This is a genomic window from Neopoerus faecalis, assembly GCF_029218125.1.
In the GTDB taxonomy this organism is placed as follows: domain Bacteria; phylum Bacillota; class Clostridia; order Oscillospirales; family Oscillospiraceae; genus Oscillibacter; species Oscillibacter faecalis_A.
On the sequence record NZ_JARFXX010000017.1, the window covers coordinates 1 to 19,811 of the forward strand.

Here is a 19,811-nt window from a genome sequence, read left to right on the forward strand (position 1 = left end):
GGACGGATCATGGGGTGATCCACCCAGTTGTCGATCTTCTCGCCGAACATATAAACGCGGGTGTTCAGCTTCCGCAGGGAGTCAATATACTCCTGAGGTGTCATCAGTGCCATATTTTCTTATCCTCTTGATTAATCTTTTTCACTGTTGCGTATATCCATTTGCGGCATAAACGCAGCGAGCTTTCTGTATGTATTCTGAAATCTTTACAATATTGTCCGGATTTACAGATGCAGGGACACTGTTGGAATCCGAGATAATGTAACTCCCGTCATGGGCCAGCGTATCCATACAAGTATCGATGCACTGCCGGATTTCCTCATCTGTGGCATCCGTCATGGTATGCTTGATATCGATATTTCCCACCAGACAAAGCTTTTTCCCATACTCCCGCTTCAAAAGCTTTAAATCCATTGCTCCCGGCTCCAAAGGATGCAAGCCGGACATGCCGAGGGTCATCAAATCGTCCAATACGGGAAATAAGTTGCCGTCGCTGTGAAAGATCCAGGGCGTTTTGATTTCCTGCGCCGCAGGCAGCAAAGCGGGGATAAAGATATCCTGCAGCTCTTTTGAAGTAAAGAAAGGCCCGCTGCGATCTGCGAGATCATCAAAAGACCATAAGAAATCAAATCCCAACCCCATCAGATTGCGAATATGCTTTTTCATCCATTGCCCATAGGTTGAAACAACTTCTTTTACAAAATCCGGATCACTTTTCACGTATCCCTGACAAGCTTGCTGCCCCATGCTGATCAGTGTCGGCGAAAAGCCCAGCCGAATCCGGCAGAACAGGGCGAACTCTCCGCGGTATCGCTGAACAAAAGCTTCTCCCTCCCGGTACAGAGCGGGATCATCCAAATCCGGCAATCCCTGCTTCCATGCGCTCAGGGTTTCCGGAGTCAGGAGCCCCCCCTTCAGAGCATAGGTTCCGGCAGCGGTTAACTCCAGTCTGGGCATCACCGGAGTAAGAAGCTGGAAACCTAAAGCATCCAATCCCAATTTTCGGGCCACGCGTACATCTGTGCTTTCATCCGGTTCCAGAGTTGTACACCATTCCCCCGGTAAAAACGTGGGTGACCAGTTGACCTTATAATGATGCTCATCCGGAATTGTTTCGCCGAGAATTCCTTCCCGAATCTTTGGGTGAATATATCCAAAGGCAAACGGTACTTTATCCGGAGTTCCTCCCCGAATGGCCGTCAGTATTCTTTCAACAGAATTCATATTTCTACCACCTTTCTATTTGATAAAACCATCCCCGGCAGAGCAATCTGCCGGGGATGGCGAAGCGTTACAGTGGCTTAACCAAGCCGAACATCTGCGTAAAATCAATTTGACGATAGCGTGTTTTTCCGGCTTTGACCGTCATTTGCGGAATGAGAATGCGGCTGCTTTTCAGTGAGTTGCCATAGGAGTCCACAAAAGTGAAGTCCCGATCCTCGATTTTCATAATGGTGATATCCGCAAAAGCACCGGGCTTTAAAGTGCCGATCTGCCCCTCCATGCCCATCAGCCGGGCGGGAGTCTGTGTGCAGCAGCGAATCACCTCTACCAACGGCATGCCCAATGCCAATAAGCGTGAGAGCACCACCGGCAGAGAGAATAGCCTCTCCTGATAAGCACTGAATGTAATGAGATCCGTGCTGATTACATCCGGCATGAAGCCCTGTTCAATAGCAGCCTGAGCCAGTGGGAAGCAGCAATGAATGCGTCCATGAGCGCAGTCAAAAATCACGCCTCGCTTCCGCGCTTCCCATACTTCAGGGCGAACTCTGTTGTTTTCATCCAAAATATTGTGCTCGCCCATTTTCTGGAAGGTATGGCACAGTACATCCCCCGACCCCATTTCATTCACAATATCCGCCATAGGGGTCAGCGGATAGGTGGCATGAACAGACAGCCGGGTATTCAGATGCCGGGCTAACTTGACAGACGCCTTCAGCGGTTCGACTCCCTGCCCATCCGAAATATCTTTGCCCAACCGGAGCTTCAGGCCGTAAATCCATTGAGGATACCGGTCAAACAAATCCTCAAGTCCCTTGACGTCATAATTTTCCGGTCGGATATCCTCCATATACTGCGGGGTGCATAGGCCGCCGGAAGCTACGTTGATAGAAGCTTTCATGGTAATGAGGGCGGGCTGCATCGTGCTGCGGACAAATCCTTCAAACCCGGAACTGCCGGTGCTACCCGCATCACATGCGCTGGTGACACCGCTTGGCAGCGTATACAGGTCAGGCTCTACACCTGTCACATTGAAATTCCATGAAAAATGGGCATGGTGGTCAATCAGCCCCGGCAGTACATAGTATCCATTGCACTCCACAGTTTCTTTTACATCTCTGGGATCTACTGCGCCGTTTTCAGGGGCAGCTGCAATTTTATTCCCCTTTACCAACACATCGCAAACCTTGTCGATGTTCTGTGCGGGGTCGATTACATGACCATTTTTAAACCAAAAATCATATTTCTTTTCAGGTTCAATTACTTTCATTTTTGACTCTCCCTATGTATTGTACCTGGTTTTATCAAACAAACTGTGTCAGGAACAGGGACACCTGCGGGACAAAGGTGGTCAACAGAATGACAATCAGGCACATGATGAGAAACGGAACCATCTCTTTTACAATTTCCGAGAATTTGATCTTGGCAATTCCGCAGGCCATGAACAAATGCACACCCAAAGGCGGCGTCAGCAAGCCAAATGTGATGTTTACCACCATCAGGGCACCAAACTGAATGGTATTAATGTTAAGCTCCTGAGCAATCGGCAGCAACATGGGCGTCAGAATCAAAACTGTGGAAATCTGATCCATGAATGTACCGGCAATCAGCAGAATCACCGTGACAATCAGCAGGAACTCCACTTTAGAGATATGATGATCCGTGATGAAGCCCACCAATGTTGCGGGCAGCTGCGCCATTGTCAGCATTTTACCGAATGCAGAGGCCGCCGCAATGATAAACATAATCGTGGCAGATGTTCCCGCACTGCGAACCAGAACATTTTTCAGCCGCTCCCAAGTCAGTTCTTTTGTAACAAATACGCCTACTACAAAAGCATACGCACAGGCCACAGCTGCCGCTTCCGTCGGCGTAAACATACCGCTGTAGATGCCGCCCAGAATGATAATGGGCATCAGCAGGGGCCAGATACCTTCTTTCATGGAACAGAGGAACCGCTGGAAGCTGAAGTGCTCGCCGCCGCCCCAGCCGCAGCGTTTACCCTTAACATAAGATAATACGCACAGGCCCAGTGCGGTCATCAATCCGGGAATCACACCGGAAAGCAGCATTTTTGCAATAGAGGCGCCGGAAATGACACCATAGTTGATCATTGCCACAGAGGGCGGAATGAAAATACCAATACAGCCAGCCGTGGCACACAGCGCTGCAGCCCATGCCGCAGAATAACCCCGAGCCACCATAGCAGGGATCATAATTCCACCGATCGCTGCCAGAGTTGCCGGGCCAGAACCGGAGATCGCGCCGAAGAACACGCAGGCAATGGCCGCAACCATGCCAAGGCCGCCGGGAATACTGCCCACCAGAGTACTTGCCACATCCACCAGTCGTTTGGATATACCACCGCCTTCCATAAGGTTGCCGGCCAAAATGAAAAAGGGGCAGGCCAGCAGCGGGAAGGAATTGATGCCCTGCAGCATCCAGGAGCCTGCCGTATTCAGCGTCAGCGCCCCGGTGAGCATCAGTGGAACAGTTACGGATATACCCAGAGAAAAAGAAATTGGGAAGCCCAGAAGTGCCAGCACAAAGAACAAGGCAAACATCCAGACCAGAAGTTCAGTCATCATTTATGCCTCGCCCCCTTCACCTCCCGGTAGTTTTTAATGCATTCGTAGAGTTTAAAAGCAAATTCAGCAAACATTAAGACACCTCCTGCGATGACACAGGCATAGACCACACCCATGCTCAATCCCATGGCAGTAGAGGTCTGCATATACTGTTTAGACACCATCTGGACGCCAATGTAGCAAAATACGACAGAGAAAAACATGCCGACCACATCCAGGATCAGAGCAATGATAAATTGCATGCCTTTCGGAAAGCGGCTTACAAACACATCAATTCCCACATGCTCGTTTGTGCCCACGCCCATAGCTGCGCCTACCATGGTCATCCACATAACCAGAAAGCGAACCAGCTCTTCGCTCCAAGGCAGCGAAAAGTTGAAAGTAAAGCGATTGACTGCCGCCAAAAACGTAACTACAGTCATAACAGCCAGAATTACCGACGACGCAAACCGTTCAAATTTGTGTATATACTTCATAAGTTTCTATTTTCTCCAATTCTGTATGCAGATTGCCCCACTCGGACAGGCTACGCCTGTCCGAGTGGACTGAAGATTGTCAGGCACCTGCTATGCTGCTCAAGCTCTGCCCAGATAGGTCATCACACTGTCAAAGAATTCTGCGCCAATTACGTCACGGTTATCATCGTAAATGCCGGAGCATTTGGCCGCCAGTTCATCACGAACTTCGCTGGAAACCTCAGTAATCTGCAGGCCGCCGCTCACCATCTTCTCAGCAGCCTCCTCCTGGCTCTGCCGCATGGTCTCCTTCATTTGCTTGGCTGCCTCTGCCCCCACTTCCTTCACCAGAGTCTGCAGGTCTTCAGGCAGCTTGTCCAAGGTAGCCTTGGAGGCCAGAATGATGCCAGGGGTATACATATGCTGCGTGGTGCTCATGTATTTGCAGACTTCCTCAATGCCGGAAGAAGCAAACAGTGCGTTGGGGCCATCAGCACCGTCCACCGTGCCCATCTGCAGGCCGGTATAGGTTTCGCCCCAGCTCATAACAGTGGGGTCACAGCCGAAAACCGTCCACATGCCAACAGCAATAGGAGACTCAATAGAACGCATCTTGATGCCCTTCAGATCCTCTGCCGTTTCAATAGGACGAATGTTATTAAAGGTGTTCCGGAAGCCGTATTCACACCAGCCCAAATTGTAAAGGCCAATATCAGGCAGCATATCGGACAGCTGCTGACCGATTTCGCCGTCAAACAGCGCGTCGGCGGACTCATAGTCGCTGACCAGATAAGGCAGGTCAATAATTTTAAAAGCGTCAATATAGCTTTCAATTGCCACTGCGGAACCGCCGAAGAAATCCAGAGTACCATCCATCATCATTTCACAGGCGGCGGTCTGGTCTGCCAGAGTAGCGCTGGGATAAATTTCCATAGTAATCGCTCCGTTGGAGCGCTCCTCCAGCTCTTTCTTCATGTACTCCGCTGCGGCATTGATGGGCTCACTGGTGGAAGACGCATGGGCGAAACGCAGCGTATAGGTTTTTCCGCCCTCGCTGCCGCTGGATTCAGAAGCATTGGAATCCGCGTTGCTGCTGCCGCCGCAGGCAGTCAGGCCAAAGGCCATGGTCAGTGCCAACAGGAGGGAAAGCATCTTTTTCATTTGATTAATTCCTTTCTATTTTTGTATGTGGTTGTTCCATAGATTGATAAAGGTAAATCCTAATAGGAATATCTGCGCTTTACAGCGCCTTCCGAACAGTCTGAATCCGTTTTTCACTTTCCTGCCGGAAAAATACCTGATCATTCATGCAGGTCACGAACTGAAAGCCCTGCCGGATCCGCGCCAAGGCTGCCTCTGCCGTTCCCGCTACGATACCAGGAGTAATTCCATACCGGCGGCAGGCATCCAACACCTGTTCAACAGCAGTATTTACTGCCGGATCGTTCGGAGCACAGCCTAAATCCAGACTGAGATCCGCCGTACCGATAAATACACAGTCCAGTCCCGGAGTCTGGCAGATGGCTTGAATATTTTCAACTCCCAGACGGGTTTCACACTGCATAATGGTATAAAGGGTCTCGTTTGCCTGCTGGGGATAATTCTCATACTTTCCCCATCTTGGCCCCCGGCCGCCGTTTGCTCCCCGGCGGCCAAGCGGTGGAAACTTGACGGCATCCATAATAGCCCGAGCCTGTTCCGGAGTTTCTACCATAGGCACCATCAAGCCGTGAACTCCCACATCCAACAGGCGGCTCATCTGCGGAAAATCATTGGGATCATAGACCCGGACAAATGCAGACATTCCGTAGAGTTCCGATGCCCGCACCATATCCACGATGGTCTCTGTATCCGTCTGTGCGTGTTCCGCATCAATGAGAATGAAGTCCAGGCCGTTAATTCCCAAACATTCGCAGTTCATTGCAGAACCGGAAGCCACAAAGGCACCCAAAGCATATCCGTTTATCTGGAGCTTTTCCCGGGTGAAGTTTCTCATCTTCATATGGATATTCCTCTCCGCTTCTGTAAAATTACTTCAAGCTGTCCAGAAAGTCCTGATAGAATTTCTTGAACTCCGGCCGGGGTGTCCCGAAAATATCCATTTGAAAACAGGGAATATCTGTATCGTGAACATCTACATAATGAATGACATTCGGCGGAACGACCACAAATCCGCCGGGAGTCAGATGATAGGGGGTTCCATCCACCCAATAGTCGCATTCACCCTCCAGCACCAAAGCCACCTGTTCTTCCGGATGGGAGTGCGGCTTTTTCTCGTGTCCTGCTGTGACCTGACCCAGGGTAACGGTTACATCATCGGCTCCCATAGCCAGAGTGACCTGCTTGATGCCTTCCCGGACAGGCCGCCAGCGCATCTGATTCCAGTTTCCTGCCATAATCTCGCTCATAAATTACCTCGCTTAATCTGATTTTCTTATTCACGCGATAAAATCCCAAAACGGCATTTTACCAAGTCACCTTACTGGTAGTTTTCCAGATGCCCATCTTCTCCGCATCCCGAATCAGCTCATCCCGGAAATCAGGATGGGCAATGCTGATGAGCTTCTCTGCCCGTTCCCAGGTAGACAGGCCCTTCAGGCTTACAGCACCGTACTCCGTTACTACATAATGGGTTGCGTGACGGGGGCAGGACACAATCGTTCCTTCCGGCAGCATGGGCATAATGTTGGAGCTCAGAGATCCGTCTTTATTTTTACGGACAGAGGGCGTGCACAGGAAGCTCTTACCGCCCTTGGATTTGAATGCACCCATGACATAATCCAGCTGTCCGCCCGTGCCGCTGATGTGCCGCAGGCCAGCAGCCTCGGAATTTGCCTGGCCAAACAGGTCTACCTGCATGCAGCTGTTGATGGACACCATTTTATCATTGCCGGCAATGGTTTCCAGCGCATTGACATAGTCCACCGGCGCACAATAACCCAGGGGGTTATTATCCAGAAAGTCATAGACCTCCTGCGAACCCATGGCAAAGGTGAACACCATTTTCCCACGATCCAGATTTTTATTACCCGTGATTTTTCCGGCTTTATAAAGATCTACATAAGCATCCACGAACATCTCCGTATGAACACTGAGATCGTTAATATCAGACTCGGTAATCATTTTGCCCACAGAGTTTGGAATTCCGCCAATGCCCAGTTGGAGGGTACTGCCGCTTTCCAGCAGATTCACAATATGTCCGGCAATCCTTCTGTCAACCTCATTGGCTTCCTTCGCCACCAGATTGGGCAGGGGGTTGCTGGGGCCTTCCACCACCATGCTCACCTGGTTAATGTTAATGGTATTGCCCACGCCGTGGATCACAGGGAATTTCTCGTTGACCTCCACGATAATCTTCTTGGCGGACTGGAAGATTCCCCAATACTCCGCTACCTGAGGCCCTAAATTGAAATTGCCGAACCGATCCATCGGGCCGACCTGCAGCATCGCTACATCAATGTCTCCCACACACTCTGCCCAGTATTTGGTATTTTCCCGGAACTGAACGGGAATAAACCAGCAGCGGCCTTCCTTGCACATCTGGCGATCCAGTGTACTCATGTGGGTGCTGAGGTATTTAAAGTGCTCCGCATTGGGATCGGCCTCCAGAATAGCAGGCTTGCGGGGATGGTTCCAGTTGGTGGTGCAGATCAGCACATCATGCAGTTCCTCGGTACGCTTGGCCAGCGCAATATCCAGAGAGTCCACCAACCCGCTGAACAGGCCATAATGCACCCGGTCACCGGACTTGATACACTTAACAGCCTCATCCGCTGTTGTCAGCTTGTCACGATACATTTGCTGAACCTGATTGACCGGGCAGAACGTTTTTACGAATTCCATGTATTTGCTCCTCCTGCGCTTTTACAGCATTTCAATAATGACCGCAACACCCATTCCGCCGCCGGCGCACAAGGATGCCACACCATATTTGCCGCCCCGCCGCTTGAGTTCGTGTATCAACGTTACCACCAGACGGCTGCCGGTAGCTCCCACAGGATGCCCCAGAGAAATACCGCTGCCGTTGACATTCAGCTTCTCCGGATCGATCCCAAGTTCCTTCTGACAGGCTACGCACTGTGCCGCAAACGCCTCGTTGATCTCAAAGAGGTCAATGTCTCCTACCATTAGGCCGGCTTTTTCCAGTGCCCGGGTAATTGCGCTGATGGGGCCAATACCCATCAGTTCCGGTTCCACGCCGGTAGTGGCGGTAGATACGATACGCGCAATGGCAGGGGCCCCTGCTTTCTTGGCCGCTTCTTCATCCATCAGAATCACGCCGGAAGCCGCATCGTTCATACCGGAGGCATTGCCTGCAGTAACGGTGCCGTCTTCTTTGAATGTAGGCTTCAACTTTGCCAGCGCTTCCATGGTAGCGCCCCGACGGGGATATTCATCCGTGTCGTACACCGTATCACCCTTTTTACTATGTACGGTAATAGGAATGATCTCATCCTTAAACTTCCCGGCGTCAATGGCTGCTACCGCCCTCCGCTGGGAGCGGAGCGCACATTCATCCTGTATCTGACGTGTAATGCCATATTTCTCCGCCACATTTTCTGCCGTGATACCCATGGCAGGCCCCACGCCCAGATTTGTCAGGGAGTCCCACATGGAGTCCCTCAATTCCATGTGGCCGAATTTTTTGCCGTACCGTGCGTCAAAAACCATGTGAGGCGCAGTGCTCATGGAATCTGCGCCTCCGGCCATAATACACTCTGCTTCGCCTGCCATAATCTGGTAGTAACCCATTTGAATGGCGGAGAGCGACGATGTGCAGTTGCGGTGAACCGTAATGCCCGGAACTGTAACAGGCAGTCCCGCCTTTACTGCTGCCACGCGAGCCAGATTGTTTTCCTTATAAGTGCGTTGATAGTTGCAGCCCCAGATCACATCATCAATGCCGGCGGCATCAATGCCGCTGCGCTCTACAAGCGCCTGCATGACTGGGATGGACAAATCCAAAGAGGTCAGCGTCTTGAACTGTCCGCCAATGGTGCCGATTGGAGTTCGGCAGCCGGCGGTAATCACTACATGCTTCATAATATCTCCTTCTTTGTTATTGAACTATTACGTGAACCCGGTAATTCAACCGCCGTTCATTCCCAATACTGCCTCCAGCGCGCTGGAAGTAGCTGTGGCAATACTCTCGGGCTTTACCGCATCGCCAATGACGGTAACAGGCACCCCTGCTGCACGCAAAGTAGCCTCCAGTTGATTTACCGGACGCACCCCTACAGCGCAGACTACAGTATCCACATGATCCAGCATCATCGCTTCACCATTCTGGCTGTAGTGCACCGCGCTTCCTTCCGCTGTAATATCCTGAGCCGGAGTTATGATGCGGCAGCCTTTTCGCAGGAGCCGCTGCACCATCAGGGGACGGAAAGAGGAACGCTCATTTTTGGCGATTCCGCTTCGTGCCAGCAGAGTGACCTTTCGGCCGCCCTCTTTCAAATCATTCATGGGAGGCAGCAGGAAATCTGCCGTTTCACACGCTACCTGACCGCCGCCAACCACGACTACGTTCTTCCCGGCGTGTTCCTTGCCTTCCAGCACATCCCAGGCAGTTACCAATCTGTCTGCGTTCTTCAGAAAGTCCGGGATAACCGGGGCGCCACCGGTAGCCAATAACACGATATCATAGGATGTTTTAATTTCAGCCGGATCAACCTGGCAGTTAAGATGAATTTCTACACCTGCACGCCGACAACGTTCAATTAAATATCGGGTTCCGGCAGCCAGATCCTGTTTGCAGGGCGGGAATGCCGCAAGATACATTTGACCGCCCAAACGGTCACTGCGCTCTGCCAGCGTAACGCGGTAGCCGAATTCTGCGGCGTAGGCCGCAGCAGTTAAGCCGGCAGGCCCCCCACCAATCACCAACACCCGTTTCGGTTTTTCAGTGTGCCTGTTTGCCGCCACAGCCAGTTCCCGTCCCACCTCCGGGTTCATAGCGCAGCAGATCCGCTGATCTGCGTTAATAGAAACCAGACAGTGATTGCAGCCAATGCACGGACGAATTTCCTGTTCCCGGCCTTCCGCTGCTTTCCGAGGAAACTCAGGGTCGCACAGCATAGAGCGGCCCATGTAAGCTACATCAGCCTTTCCTAACTGCAGTGCCAATTCTGCCGCCCAAGGCTCATTCATCCGGCCAATAAAACCTACCGGAATCGTAACAGATCGTTTAATCTGTTCTGCCAGCTCCGCATTGAACGCTTTTGCTGTTCCGGAAGGGGAGGTCAGGTTCCAGGGTGTATTCATCGTACCGTTCGACAGGTGTAGCATAGAAACGCCTGCCTGCTGGAACCTCTGAGCAATATGCCGGCCTTCCATAAGGGATTGGCCGCCCTCCAACGCGTCAGTGCAGGACATCCGAACAATAATCGGGAAATCCGGCCCCACCTTGGAACGCACATCGGCAATGACATCCAGTGCCAATTTCAGCCGGCCATCCACATTGCCGCCATAAGCGTCTATCCGCTTATTTTCCAAGGGAGACAAAAACCGCCCCAGCAGGCCATGGCCGTGACAGCAGTGCAGTTCTACCGCATCAAACCCGGCCTCTTTTGCCCGCAAAGCAGCATCCCCGAACTGGCGGGTGATTGTCTGCAACTCTTCCACTGTAGCCGCCCGGGCATATTCACCTACGGCACGGCATTCCAACGGAGAGGCCGCTACAGGCTGCAAACCCCGGTTATATTTGGGCGTTGCTACAGAAGACGGATGCATCAGCTGCGCACAGATGCGCACATCGTACTTGTGGACGGTATCCGTCAGTTTCTGCAGTTGAGGAACCATTCGCTCTTCAAACAGCCCCAGATTATGAAACGTGGAATAGCGCATATCTGGGCCAATCACAATGCACTCTGTAGTAATCATCCCCGGGCCACCTTTGGCCCGTTCTTCATAATACGCAAGCTGCTCTTCCGTTACTCCATAATTGTCTGTAGCCAGATGCGTTCCAATAGGTGATAAGAATATCCGATTTTTTGCCGTCATACTCCCTACTGTAATGGGAGTAAATAAATTTGGGTAAGTGTTCATGCCGTTTCTCAACTCTCCTCATGATACCTGATATGTACGGTTAAAAATTTCTCAAGTTATCTGCTGTTTCCTGCATCACGAGCGGATTTCTCTTCGTTTTGTGAAAGCCGCTGGCAAAACTGCCGGTAAGACTCCTGATATTCCTCTCTGTTCGGATAGTATATACTCAATTGCAAACAGGGGATTGCACTGTTATAAACATGCGTATAATGGACGCTGCGCGGCGGGATCGCAATCCACGAGCCAGGGGTCATATGATACATACTGCCATCCACATAGTAATCACATTCGCCTTCCAGCACAATGGCAATCTGTTCGTTTTCGTGGCTGTGTGGATTGATTTCGTTCCCGTTTTCCACGCGCCCCACCGTACAGCAGAGATGTTCCAAATTTGTATCCAGCGTCACCTGACGGATTCCGCTGCGGATATCCTGCCAGGGACTTTCAAACCAATTTCCATGTGGTACTTTCATGTAATTCTCCTTGGGATATCTCCGGCCTGCCACATTCAGGCAGGCCGGAGATGCTGGTTTAGCCATTCATCAGATTGGGCAGCCATGCTGTCATGCCAGGGAAAGCAATCAGCACAGCGCAGAAGAAAATCATAATGAACAAATACGGGAGCGCACCTTTGATGATATCTGAGAGTTCAGCGGAACGATCCACACTCTGCACCATAAACAGGTTCAGTCCCATGGGCGGGGTAATCTGACCAATCTGCACCAATAGTGTCACATATACACCCAGCCAGATCAGATCCACGCCCAGCTCTTTGCAGATCGGTGCCATCAGGGGAATGGTCAGCAAGATTATGGAACTGCCGTCCATAAAGCAGCCCAAAATCAGGTACACCACTCCGATCACCGCCAAAATTGCAACCTTGCTGAAGCCCTGTTCAATAACCCAGCTGCTCAAGTGCCGGTTAATGCTTGACTGAGAGAGCGCAAATGTGAGGTAGGACGCTGTGATCATCAGAATAAGGATCATAGCGATGGACTTGGAGCAGGTCTTTGCTGCTTCATAGACTTTTTTCACTGTCAGGCCCTTGCTTCCAAAGCCGAAAATCAGCACCAGCAAAGTGCCCAAAGCGGCGGATTCTACAGGTGTAGCCTTGCCGGTATACAGACTGCCCAACAGGACAACAATCGTGATCACGATGGGAGCAATGCCTTTGATGGCCTGCCAGGTGGTCAGTTCCTCTTCCATAATGGCATCACTGCTGAATTCTTGCCCCTTTTTCCGATCTGCCAGAGAACTGCAGAAGATCCATACCAAAAAGAACACAGTCAGCACAATGCCGGGGATAGCCGATGCCGCAAACAGCTGTACCACAGATTGATCTGTCAGAGAACCATAGAGGATCAATACGGTGCTGGGCGGAATCAAAATGCCTAATGTACCGGAGGCGGCAATAGACCCATAAATTGCAGGCTTCGGATAGCCGCGTTTTTTCGTTTCCGGAATGGCAATGGAGCCGATGCCTGCCGCAGTGGCTACAGAGGAGCCGCTGATGGCAGAGTAAAACGCGCAGGCGATAACGTTGGCATGGAGCAAGCCACCGGGCAATTTTCGGAACCATTTCATCAGGCCTTTGTAGAAATTGCCGCTGAGGCCGCTGGCCACAATCAGCTCCCCCATAAAGAGGAACAGGGGAACAGCAGATAATACAAAATTGTTTGCTGTGTTCCAGGTAATCGTACCTAACGTAGTAAGATAGCGGGCATTATCAGAGACGATCAGTCCTACAATACCGGAAACACCCAGTGCCACGCAGATCCAGACTCCAGGGATCAGCAGCGCAAACAGCACCAGAATCATAATTACGGAAACACCGATCCAACTCATACGGCAGTGTCCTCCTTACGGAAATCTCGGATCTGCCGCACAATGTCCAGTAGAACGTACAGGCAGAAGCAAATCAAGCCGAATGACATCGTCAACTGCGGATAAGCAATAGGAGTCCTATAGAATCCGGTCGAGACAAGGTGCTTGGCAAAGGAATTGTAGTTCAGCAAAACGGAGTAATAGGTAAAGACGCAACTGAATATCAGCAAGATTACAGAATAAGCCACATTCAGTACACGCTTGGCGCTTCCCTTAATCAGGCCATAAATCGCCTCTACCCGGACGAAAGTACCGGCGCCATAGCTGTTGGCAAGACCTGTGAATGTCATGCAGGCCATAAGGTATCCGGCAAATTCGTCTACAATCAGAAAGGAATGGCTGAAGAAGCTGCGGGAGATGATCTCAATGATCTCCATGACCGCCATAAGAATAACCGCCACGGCGGAGACATTCAACGTGATTTTTCGCAGCCCCTGCATTGTTTTATCCAGCAAGGTAGTTCTCCTCCTAATGTTATGTCAGGGAAGCACAGTTACTTGTTCAGCTCCGTGCGAACCTGCTTCAGCAGCTCCGCAGTATTGCCGCCCCGCTCTTCGCACCAAGAATCCCAGTAGTTCTGCATATCAGCAGTAATCTGTGCGCTTTCATTCTCATCTGCCGTATTCAGAACCATGCCTTCACTTTCCAGATCCGTGCGCCAGGTATCCTCGTCTGCAAACATCGTCTCGCACATCTTGGCCTGGAACTCTTCGCATACCTCGTCGATCACCTTCTGCAGATTCTCAGGCAGAGCGTCATATTCCGCCTGATTCATGCACATATAGTCGGGGATAATCTGGCAATCGGCCAGCAGACCGTAATTCAGGCTGTCATCCCAGCCGGCGCCGCCCAGACCGTAAGCGGAGGTGATCACGCCATCCACCACGCCAGTCTGCAGGCCGGTGGGAACTTCAGAACCCGCCAGGCTCACAGGGGTACCTCCCAGCTGCTGTACCAGCGCAGACAACTCATTGTTGATGGTACGGATCTTCAGCCCCTTCACATCATACAGGCTCTTGAGTTCCTTATTCTTAGTCCACAGGCTCTGGGCGGGCCAGGTGTAATAGAAGAGATACTTAGCGCCATATTCAGCCAGCTCCTCCTTCAGCGTCGGCTCCACAACGCTCATCACCCTGTCGAACTCATCCAGGTCACTGGCAATATAGGGCAGGCAAGGCAGAGCGCCCGCTTTGAGAACGCCGAAGCAGTTGCTTCCTACGTCGGCCATCTGTACGCTACCGTCACCCACAGCTACCAGATAGTCAGCAGCATTGTAGCTCAATTCGCCCGGAGCGCGCACCGTGATCTCAATACGGCCGCCACTCTTTTCCATAATGCTGTCAGCAAATTCCTGACACAGGACAGAGGAGGGATGGGTCAGGCTGTTGATCACCACGAAATCCCATTTAACAGGCTTATCACTGGTGATGGTCTCCGCATTGGCATCACTGTTATTCCCAGTGCTGTCGGTTTTAGAACCGCAGGCGGTCATCGTTGCCACCAATGCCAGGCTCAGGAGCAGGGCAAAAAACTTTTTCATTTCAGTTCCTCCAGATTTTTATTTTTCGTTCCACGGAACGAAGGGGGATTATAGCAGAATGGTTTCGCCGGCTTTCATTGCCTGACATTTGCAATGAGGTGCTCTGACAGCCAGCGCTTTCTGGAACCGCTCCAGATAGTCGCTGCCACGATAGTGCATGGGAATGACCGTTTTAACGCCCAGCATCTCTGCACACATAGCAGCGTCCTCCGGATCCATCTCGTCCAAGCTGCGCCCGCCAAGATTCACGCCGCCGATGCCGATGATTGCGATGTCCGGACGATAGCGTTCACCCCAAAGCTTCATATCCATGGTAATGGAGGTATCACCGCCGAAGAAAATAGTCGGGCCATTTTCGATGGAAATAATGTAGCAAAGAGGTTCGCCGGTAAGATAACGCCCGTCAGGGAAATGGACAAAAGCAATATGACGGGCATCTACAGCCCGAATTTTGCAGTCAGCAATCGGATAAGTGGCGCCGCTTGTAGTCAATTCCGCTCTTGGGCCATTTAAATCTCCAAAGCCGGCCATCTCTGTAAGACACATAGTAGAGTGATCGCCTAAAATTTTTGTCGTCTCTGAATTTGCCATGACATCCATAGCCTGCGCAAAATGATCAGCAGCACAATGGCTGGCAAGGATCAGATCCACCACCAGATCTTTAGGATTCACCGGGCTCTTCGGCACACCCAGAGCCTCGTCTCCTGCTAAGAACGGATCCGTCAGGATTTTAAGGCCCTGAGGTGTCGTTAGCAAAAAAGAGGCCCAGCCAAGATATTTCACTTCAACACCCATAATTTTTTTCCTTTCCATGTGTTAATTTTCAGGGTGGGTTCTGCGTCCCCTGTTAATTATAGAGAAGTTTGCCGGGGTTATCGCAGCACATTGTGCGAATCTCATCATTGGTGAAACCGTACTCTTTCAGCGAACCAAGAAACGCGTTCATACCTGCGATAGGATTGCCCAGCTTCAGCTGGCCGTAATCAGAAGAAAGCAGCGTATGCTCTACGCCAGTTGCCCGAATGACCTCAGCGATGTCAGCCGGCGGCTGGTAGCAGGCGGTGCTTGCATCGCAAATAGCGCCGACGTGTTCCAGAACCGCGCCCAGTTCTACCCAGTGGCGCATCTGCTCCAAAGATGCTTCCACGCAGAAGGTCGGGTGATCCACTAAAATATGCTTCACCCCCAGCTTTGCCGCCTTTTCCACGACAGCGTTGACTTCTTCCGCGCTGGCATGGCCGGTAGCCAAAATCACGGAAGGCGCCTGAGCCGCCAATTCGATGATTCGGATTACCTCGTCTTTCAGCGTCCCATCAGGCTTTGTCAGCACAAGAGGTTCTTCGTGGATCGTAACATTCGTGCCGGGAAATCCTTTCTTGCCGCCCGTTCCCAACCGATCAATATGACGCGCGGCAGAGCATGTGGGCAGCCACAGAACCTTAATTCCCCAGCAGATGGCAGCCTCCACTGTATAGGGATTCAGTCCGCCGGTGGCATTGTTCATGCAGAAACTGCCGAAGATATCAATATCTGCATCCGCAAACAGGTGCTTTTTCAACTGGCCGCACAGAGGCGCCGTCAATGCGTGGTGATCTTTTGCCACAATGGCCCGGTACCCGGCGTCCTTCGCCATAGCGGCCATCTCTGCAATATCGCAGTCCCGAGGAATCAGGGATGGCGCCAGATGCAAGTGCATATCGCACAAACCCTTTGGGATATGTTCATAAATCATTGGTGAATTCCTCCTCTCACTTTGCCAACCACTGTAGCAAAAAGCATTCCAATTGCGATGGAGATTTACTGCTCATCCTTGAAAGCGGCCAAACTTTGACACCCTCGTCAAAAACAACTGGGTATATTTTTACAGTTTAACGATTTGTTTTTGACTTGACACCGCAAATATTTTCAAAAAACGAGGCGAAATTTTAAAATAATTCAAAACAATAAGTCAAATACAACTTGACAAGTCGTATTTGACTTATTGTTTTGACAGCTGTACTTGACGATTTTAGCTGATTATATTAAAATGATCACATCTTCAGGGTGAGGGAGTGCCTTTGTTATGAATTTTTACTCAAGTGCATCCTCCAAATATTTAAGCGCATTTCTGGTAGCGGATTTAGTTGGGCTACCGATTCATATCATTCATAGTGATGGTACGGTGGTCTATGTCAATAAAACCTGGGTGCAGACGTATCAAATTGAGCCGCGAGAAGTCATTGGCAAACATGTAAACACAATCACCGCCATGCTGCTGCCGGACAGCGGCTTTTCTTATGAGGTTTCATCGCTCAGCAGCAATGTCCTCTCCGGTTCAAAGCCGGTGATTCATAATTTTTCCGCTCCGGTGAAGGAATCCCCTGCAATCATTGCCGCCCGGGAGCACCGTCAGGTAACCCTGATCTGCCGGGAAAAAAGCGGTCATATCATGGTCTGCCAGAGTTCTCCTATTTACGATGGACAGGGACAGGTTGTCAATGTATTGACCACGATTCAGAATGTAAGTCTTTATTATAATTGGCAGTCAGAAATCAACGCCCCGGCGGAACTGCTGAGCCAACCTATTGCAGATGATTTTATCCGTCTTATCGGCAATTCTCAGGGAATGCAGCAGGTCAAGGCGCTAATCACTCTGGTGGGTAAAACAGACGCCACGGTTTTAATTTCCGGCGAAAGCGGCTGCGGCAAAGAAATTGTTGCCAAGGAATTATATCTTCACAGCAGTCGGAAGGACTCACCGTTTATCACCGTTAACTGTGCGGCTATCCCCAGAGAGCTGATTGAGGCTGAGTTATTCGGCTTTGAAAAGGGGGCATTTACCGGTGCGGTGCAGCGTCGTATCGGACTGTTTGAACAGGCCAACGGCGGAACGCTGCTGTTGGATGAGATTGGCGAGCTTCCGCTCTCCCTTCAGCCCAAGCTGCTGCGGGTCTTGCAGGAGCAGGAGATGTCCCGCATTGGCGGCACGGAGCGCATTCCTCTGAATACCCGCATTATTGCCGCCACAAATCGAAATCTTCAGGACTTGGTAAAAAACGGAGATTTCCGGGCCGATCTTTACTATCGTCTAAATGTATTCCCTATTGAAGTACCCCCCCTGCGTTCCCGCGGAAATGATATTTCTTTGCTGGCGCTTCACTTTTTGGACAAGTTCAATCAGAAATATCATATGCAAAAGGTATTTTCGCCCCAGGCTTTGCAGTTTATGCAGCAGTACAATTGGCCTGGAAATGTGCGGGAGCTAGAGAACTTTGTGGAGCGGTTTGTAATCATTGTTCCCACAAATAACATCTCTGTGGAATCTATCCGCCCACTGTTGATTCAGCAGTTTAATAATGCGCTTCTGGATACGGAAACACCGGAAAATCTCTCCTTGAAGCAGCAACTGCAAAATTACGAACGGGAAATTATTCAACAAGCTCTGCAAAAGCATAAAAGCACCTACAAAGCCGCAGAGGCTTTGAAAACCTCACAATCCACCATTGTCCGGAGGATTCAGCAGCTTAATATTAAAAACAACTTCTAATATGCGATTTGGGAAGCGGAAAATTATCACAGATATTGACGGTGGAACACATCTTGAATGCAGAGATGATCATGTATAAAGTTGCCGGATGCTGCAATGTCTAGCAAGAATATCCTCTGCCCCAAACCGATTCCTTCAAATGCCACAGAATCATCACACCGGACGTCAGAACATGAATACGCTCCAGTGCATAGCACGAAATCGGGGCAGATGCATCCTTGCCGCACCGGAAAGGGCACTTTGCCAGCGTGTCTAATTATCGGCAGAAGAAAGTGCGGTTATTTTCCGGCAAACCGAATAGCCCGCCGCACAGCTACAGACAGGTTCGCGTCGTGCAGACTACGCAAGCCATATGATCCTGCACAATACTGAATCGGACACGAATTGTCTTGTCCATCCGTCTGAGAAGTCCCTTGCCCGGCAGAATCTTCTGCACCCAGTCCAGGTACAGCTTCAGGGAATCGCCGGTACACTAATCGCTTTTTACAGATACTGCCCGGTAAGCACAACCAGTTCTGTGTTGATGTTATCGATGTCAGTGAGCAATTCACCGCTTCCTACCATATCACAGGCAATTCTCTCCTCGCAGGTCAGCACTCTATAGCAATACCTGTGTAGCAGGTTTGCTCTACGGCCTCGCCGATATCAGAAATGTTGCGTATTGGCAGTTTCTTTTGAAAACAGCCCACGATCATTGCCATCAGCGGACGAATCTTTGTTGACGATCCTCCTAATTTTTTGTATTCCGGCATTTGGCATGGCGGTGGAGACAGTGGAGGTTTCTCTGGCCTGCTGCTACCACCGTCAGGTGTCCAAAGGTGTTTATTACGGTGAATCTCTTAACTGCATTAAATGCGATTTGGGCAAGGAACAAGAGTTTTGAGGATGTCAGGATTCAGACTTGGTGCTTTGGCGTTGCGTTTTTGCCTGCGGCCCTTTTCGGCAATCAGGTGTTCACTATTTGAAATACCAGTAAGCCCAAAGTATGAGAAATCATGTGCAAGCCTTAGAATATGCACCTTCTTTGCATATTATCTTGTTGAAGCAAAAGTATTGCGGCGTTAAAAACCGGCTTTGCCAAAAATGTAACTCTGACCCACATTCTGACCCAAGAGCAGAAAAACCAGGGCGGAGACAACGAAGCCGATGATGATTCCGGACAACAAAATTTCCGGTAAAATGGCGCAAGTGGGCCTCAAATGCCGCAAAGATCATCACCATCGAATCTTCACACGCATGAGGCCACTGGTTCGAGTCCAGTAGTCTCCACCAAAAATCGCCAGAATCGCTTGATTCCGGTGATTTTCTTTCGCAATTCGCAACTTTTTCTGGCGCTTAATTTTTGCCGTTTCTTCAAGACTCACAACCTGACCCACACGGGGAAAGGTGTGGAAAGTACCGGACAGGGCCAGACGGGATTTTTCCTGTCCGGCCCCGTATTTTTTTGCCGTATTTACCGCATCTGCTGGCTGATGACCCCGCCGATGGTGTCTGCGGCGTCCTGCTTCATCTGCGCCGTGGCGTGTGTATAGGTGTTCAGGGTGAAC

At 50.7% G+C, this 19,811-nt stretch carries 17 protein-coding genes; 1 reads left to right on the forward strand and 16 read right to left on the reverse strand.

Annotation, left to right across the window (positions count from 1 at the left end; all coding sequences use genetic code 11):
* Nucleotides 1-141: 141 nt before the first annotated feature.
* The 16 genes from PY311_RS12235 to PY311_RS12310 form a co-directional block, all read right to left on the reverse strand.
* The gene (locus PY311_RS12235; protein WP_286148982.1) at nucleotides 142-1,224 is read right to left on the reverse strand and encodes a uroporphyrinogen decarboxylase family protein; all 1,083 of its coding nucleotides are present in this window, start codon (nucleotides 1,222-1,224) and stop codon (nucleotides 142-144) included.
* Nucleotides 1,225-1,291: 67 nt separating this feature from the next.
* Nucleotides 1,292-2,494, reverse strand: a complete 1,203-nt coding sequence (locus PY311_RS12240) for an amidohydrolase family protein (protein WP_286148983.1) — start codon at nucleotides 2,492-2,494, stop codon at nucleotides 1,292-1,294.
* A 34-nt stretch (nucleotides 2,495-2,528) separates the two neighbouring features.
* Entirely contained in the window at nucleotides 2,529-3,812 is a 1,284-nt protein-coding gene (locus tag PY311_RS12245; RefSeq protein WP_286148984.1) for a TRAP transporter large permease, read from the reverse strand.
* Nucleotides 3,809-4,288 carry a TRAP transporter small permease gene (locus PY311_RS12250; protein WP_286148985.1) on the reverse strand — a complete coding sequence of 160 codons (480 nt, stop codon included), beginning with the start codon at nucleotides 4,286-4,288 and terminating at the stop codon, nucleotides 3,809-3,811. The genes PY311_RS12245 and PY311_RS12250 overlap by 4 nt, the downstream gene beginning before the upstream one ends.
* A gap of 99 nt (nucleotides 4,289-4,387) precedes the next feature.
* Nucleotides 4,388-5,428 carry a TRAP transporter substrate-binding protein gene (locus tag PY311_RS12255; RefSeq protein ID WP_286148986.1) on the reverse strand — a complete coding sequence of 347 codons (1,041 nt, stop codon included), beginning with the start codon at nucleotides 5,426-5,428 and terminating at the stop codon, nucleotides 4,388-4,390.
* A gap of 79 nt (nucleotides 5,429-5,507) precedes the next feature.
* Nucleotides 5,508-6,269 (reverse strand): HpcH/HpaI aldolase family protein, encoded by a 762-nt coding sequence (locus PY311_RS12260; protein ID WP_286148987.1) that lies wholly within the window; start codon nucleotides 6,267-6,269, stop codon nucleotides 5,508-5,510.
* Nucleotides 6,270-6,297: 28 nt separating this feature from the next.
* Entirely contained in the window at nucleotides 6,298-6,675 is a 378-nt protein-coding gene (locus PY311_RS12265; RefSeq protein ID WP_286148988.1) for a cupin domain-containing protein, read from the reverse strand.
* Between the two features lie 58 nt (nucleotides 6,676-6,733).
* The gene (locus PY311_RS12270) at nucleotides 6,734-8,110 is read right to left on the reverse strand and encodes an acetyl-CoA hydrolase/transferase family protein (protein WP_286148989.1); all 1,377 of its coding nucleotides are present in this window, start codon (nucleotides 8,108-8,110) and stop codon (nucleotides 6,734-6,736) included.
* Between the two features lie 21 nt (nucleotides 8,111-8,131).
* A complete protein-coding gene (locus PY311_RS12275) occupies nucleotides 8,132-9,310 on the reverse strand; it encodes a thiolase family protein (RefSeq protein WP_286148990.1) in 1,179 nt (392 codons plus the stop codon).
* Nucleotides 9,311-9,355: 45 nt separating this feature from the next.
* A complete protein-coding gene (locus PY311_RS12280; protein ID WP_286148991.1) occupies nucleotides 9,356-11,314 on the reverse strand; it encodes an oxidoreductase in 1,959 nt (652 codons plus the stop codon).
* Between the two features lie 56 nt (nucleotides 11,315-11,370).
* Nucleotides 11,371-11,787, reverse strand: coding sequence for a cupin domain-containing protein (locus PY311_RS12285; RefSeq protein ID WP_286148992.1), 417 nt, complete (start codon nucleotides 11,785-11,787; stop codon nucleotides 11,371-11,373).
* A gap of 58 nt (nucleotides 11,788-11,845) precedes the next feature.
* A complete protein-coding gene (locus tag PY311_RS12290; protein WP_286148993.1) occupies nucleotides 11,846-13,159 on the reverse strand; it encodes a TRAP transporter large permease in 1,314 nt (437 codons plus the stop codon).
* A complete protein-coding gene (locus PY311_RS12295) occupies nucleotides 13,156-13,653 on the reverse strand; it encodes a TRAP transporter small permease (RefSeq protein ID WP_286148994.1) in 498 nt (165 codons plus the stop codon). Before PY311_RS12295 ends, PY311_RS12290 begins: the two co-directional genes overlap by 4 nt.
* 38 nt (nucleotides 13,654-13,691) lie before the next feature.
* On the reverse strand, nucleotides 13,692-14,738 hold the full coding sequence (locus tag PY311_RS12300) for a TRAP transporter substrate-binding protein (protein ID WP_286148995.1): 1,047 nt from the start codon (nucleotides 14,736-14,738) through the stop codon (nucleotides 13,692-13,694).
* A gap of 48 nt (nucleotides 14,739-14,786) precedes the next feature.
* Nucleotides 14,787-15,533 carry an MBL fold metallo-hydrolase gene (locus PY311_RS12305; protein WP_286148996.1) on the reverse strand — a complete coding sequence of 249 codons (747 nt, stop codon included), beginning with the start codon at nucleotides 15,531-15,533 and terminating at the stop codon, nucleotides 14,787-14,789.
* A gap of 52 nt (nucleotides 15,534-15,585) precedes the next feature.
* On the reverse strand, nucleotides 15,586-16,470 hold the full coding sequence (locus tag PY311_RS12310; RefSeq protein WP_286148997.1) for a DUF6282 family protein: 885 nt from the start codon (nucleotides 16,468-16,470) through the stop codon (nucleotides 15,586-15,588).
* Between the two features lie 330 nt (nucleotides 16,471-16,800).
* On the opposite strand from PY311_RS12310, the gene PY311_RS12315 reads away from it, so the two are divergent.
* Entirely contained in the window at nucleotides 16,801-18,264 is a 1,464-nt protein-coding gene (locus PY311_RS12315; RefSeq protein ID WP_286148998.1) for a sigma-54 interaction domain-containing protein, read from the forward strand.
* Nucleotides 18,265-19,811 lie beyond the last annotated feature (1,547 nt).

Bases quoted from the DNA above. Each gene is read 5' to 3' on its own strand.
- PY311_RS12250 (WP_286148985.1), bottom strand. From the start codon at position 4,288: ATGAAGTATATACACAAATTTGAACGGTTTGCGTCGTCGGTAATTCTG.
- PY311_RS12270 (WP_286148989.1), bottom strand. From the start codon at position 8,110: ATGGAATTCGTAAAAACGTTCTGCCCGGTCAATCAGGTTCAGCAAATG.
- PY311_RS12235 (WP_286148982.1), bottom strand. From the start codon at position 1,224: ATGAATTCTGTTGAAAGAATACTGACGGCCATTCGGGGAGGAACTCCG.
- PY311_RS12275 (WP_286148990.1), bottom strand. From the start codon at position 9,310: ATGAAGCATGTAGTGATTACCGCCGGCTGCCGAACTCCAATCGGCACC.
- PY311_RS12255 (WP_286148986.1), bottom strand. From the start codon at position 5,428: ATGAAAAAGATGCTTTCCCTCCTGTTGGCACTGACCATGGCCTTTGGC.
- PY311_RS12305 (WP_286148996.1), bottom strand. From the start codon at position 15,533: ATGGGTGTTGAAGTGAAATATCTTGGCTGGGCCTCTTTTTTGCTAACG.
- PY311_RS12260 (WP_286148987.1), bottom strand. From the start codon at position 6,269: ATGAAGATGAGAAACTTCACCCGGGAAAAGCTCCAGATAAACGGATAT.
- PY311_RS12290 (WP_286148993.1), bottom strand. From the start codon at position 13,159: ATGAGTTGGATCGGTGTTTCCGTAATTATGATTCTGGTGCTGTTTGCG.
- PY311_RS12310 (WP_286148997.1), bottom strand. From the start codon at position 16,470: ATGATTTATGAACATATCCCAAAGGGTTTGTGCGATATGCACTTGCAT.
- PY311_RS12315 (WP_286148998.1), top strand. From the start codon at position 16,801: ATGAATTTTTACTCAAGTGCATCCTCCAAATATTTAAGCGCATTTCTG.
- PY311_RS12245 (WP_286148984.1), bottom strand. From the start codon at position 3,812: ATGATGACTGAACTTCTGGTCTGGATGTTTGCCTTGTTCTTTGTGCTG.
- PY311_RS12280 (WP_286148991.1), bottom strand. From the start codon at position 11,314: ATGAACACTTACCCAAATTTATTTACTCCCATTACAGTAGGGAGTATG.
- PY311_RS12265 (WP_286148988.1), bottom strand. From the start codon at position 6,675: ATGAGCGAGATTATGGCAGGAAACTGGAATCAGATGCGCTGGCGGCCT.
- PY311_RS12285 (WP_286148992.1), bottom strand. From the start codon at position 11,787: ATGAAAGTACCACATGGAAATTGGTTTGAAAGTCCCTGGCAGGATATC.
- PY311_RS12300 (WP_286148995.1), bottom strand. From the start codon at position 14,738: ATGAAAAAGTTTTTTGCCCTGCTCCTGAGCCTGGCATTGGTGGCAACG.
- PY311_RS12240 (WP_286148983.1), bottom strand. From the start codon at position 2,494: ATGAAAGTAATTGAACCTGAAAAGAAATATGATTTTTGGTTTAAAAAT.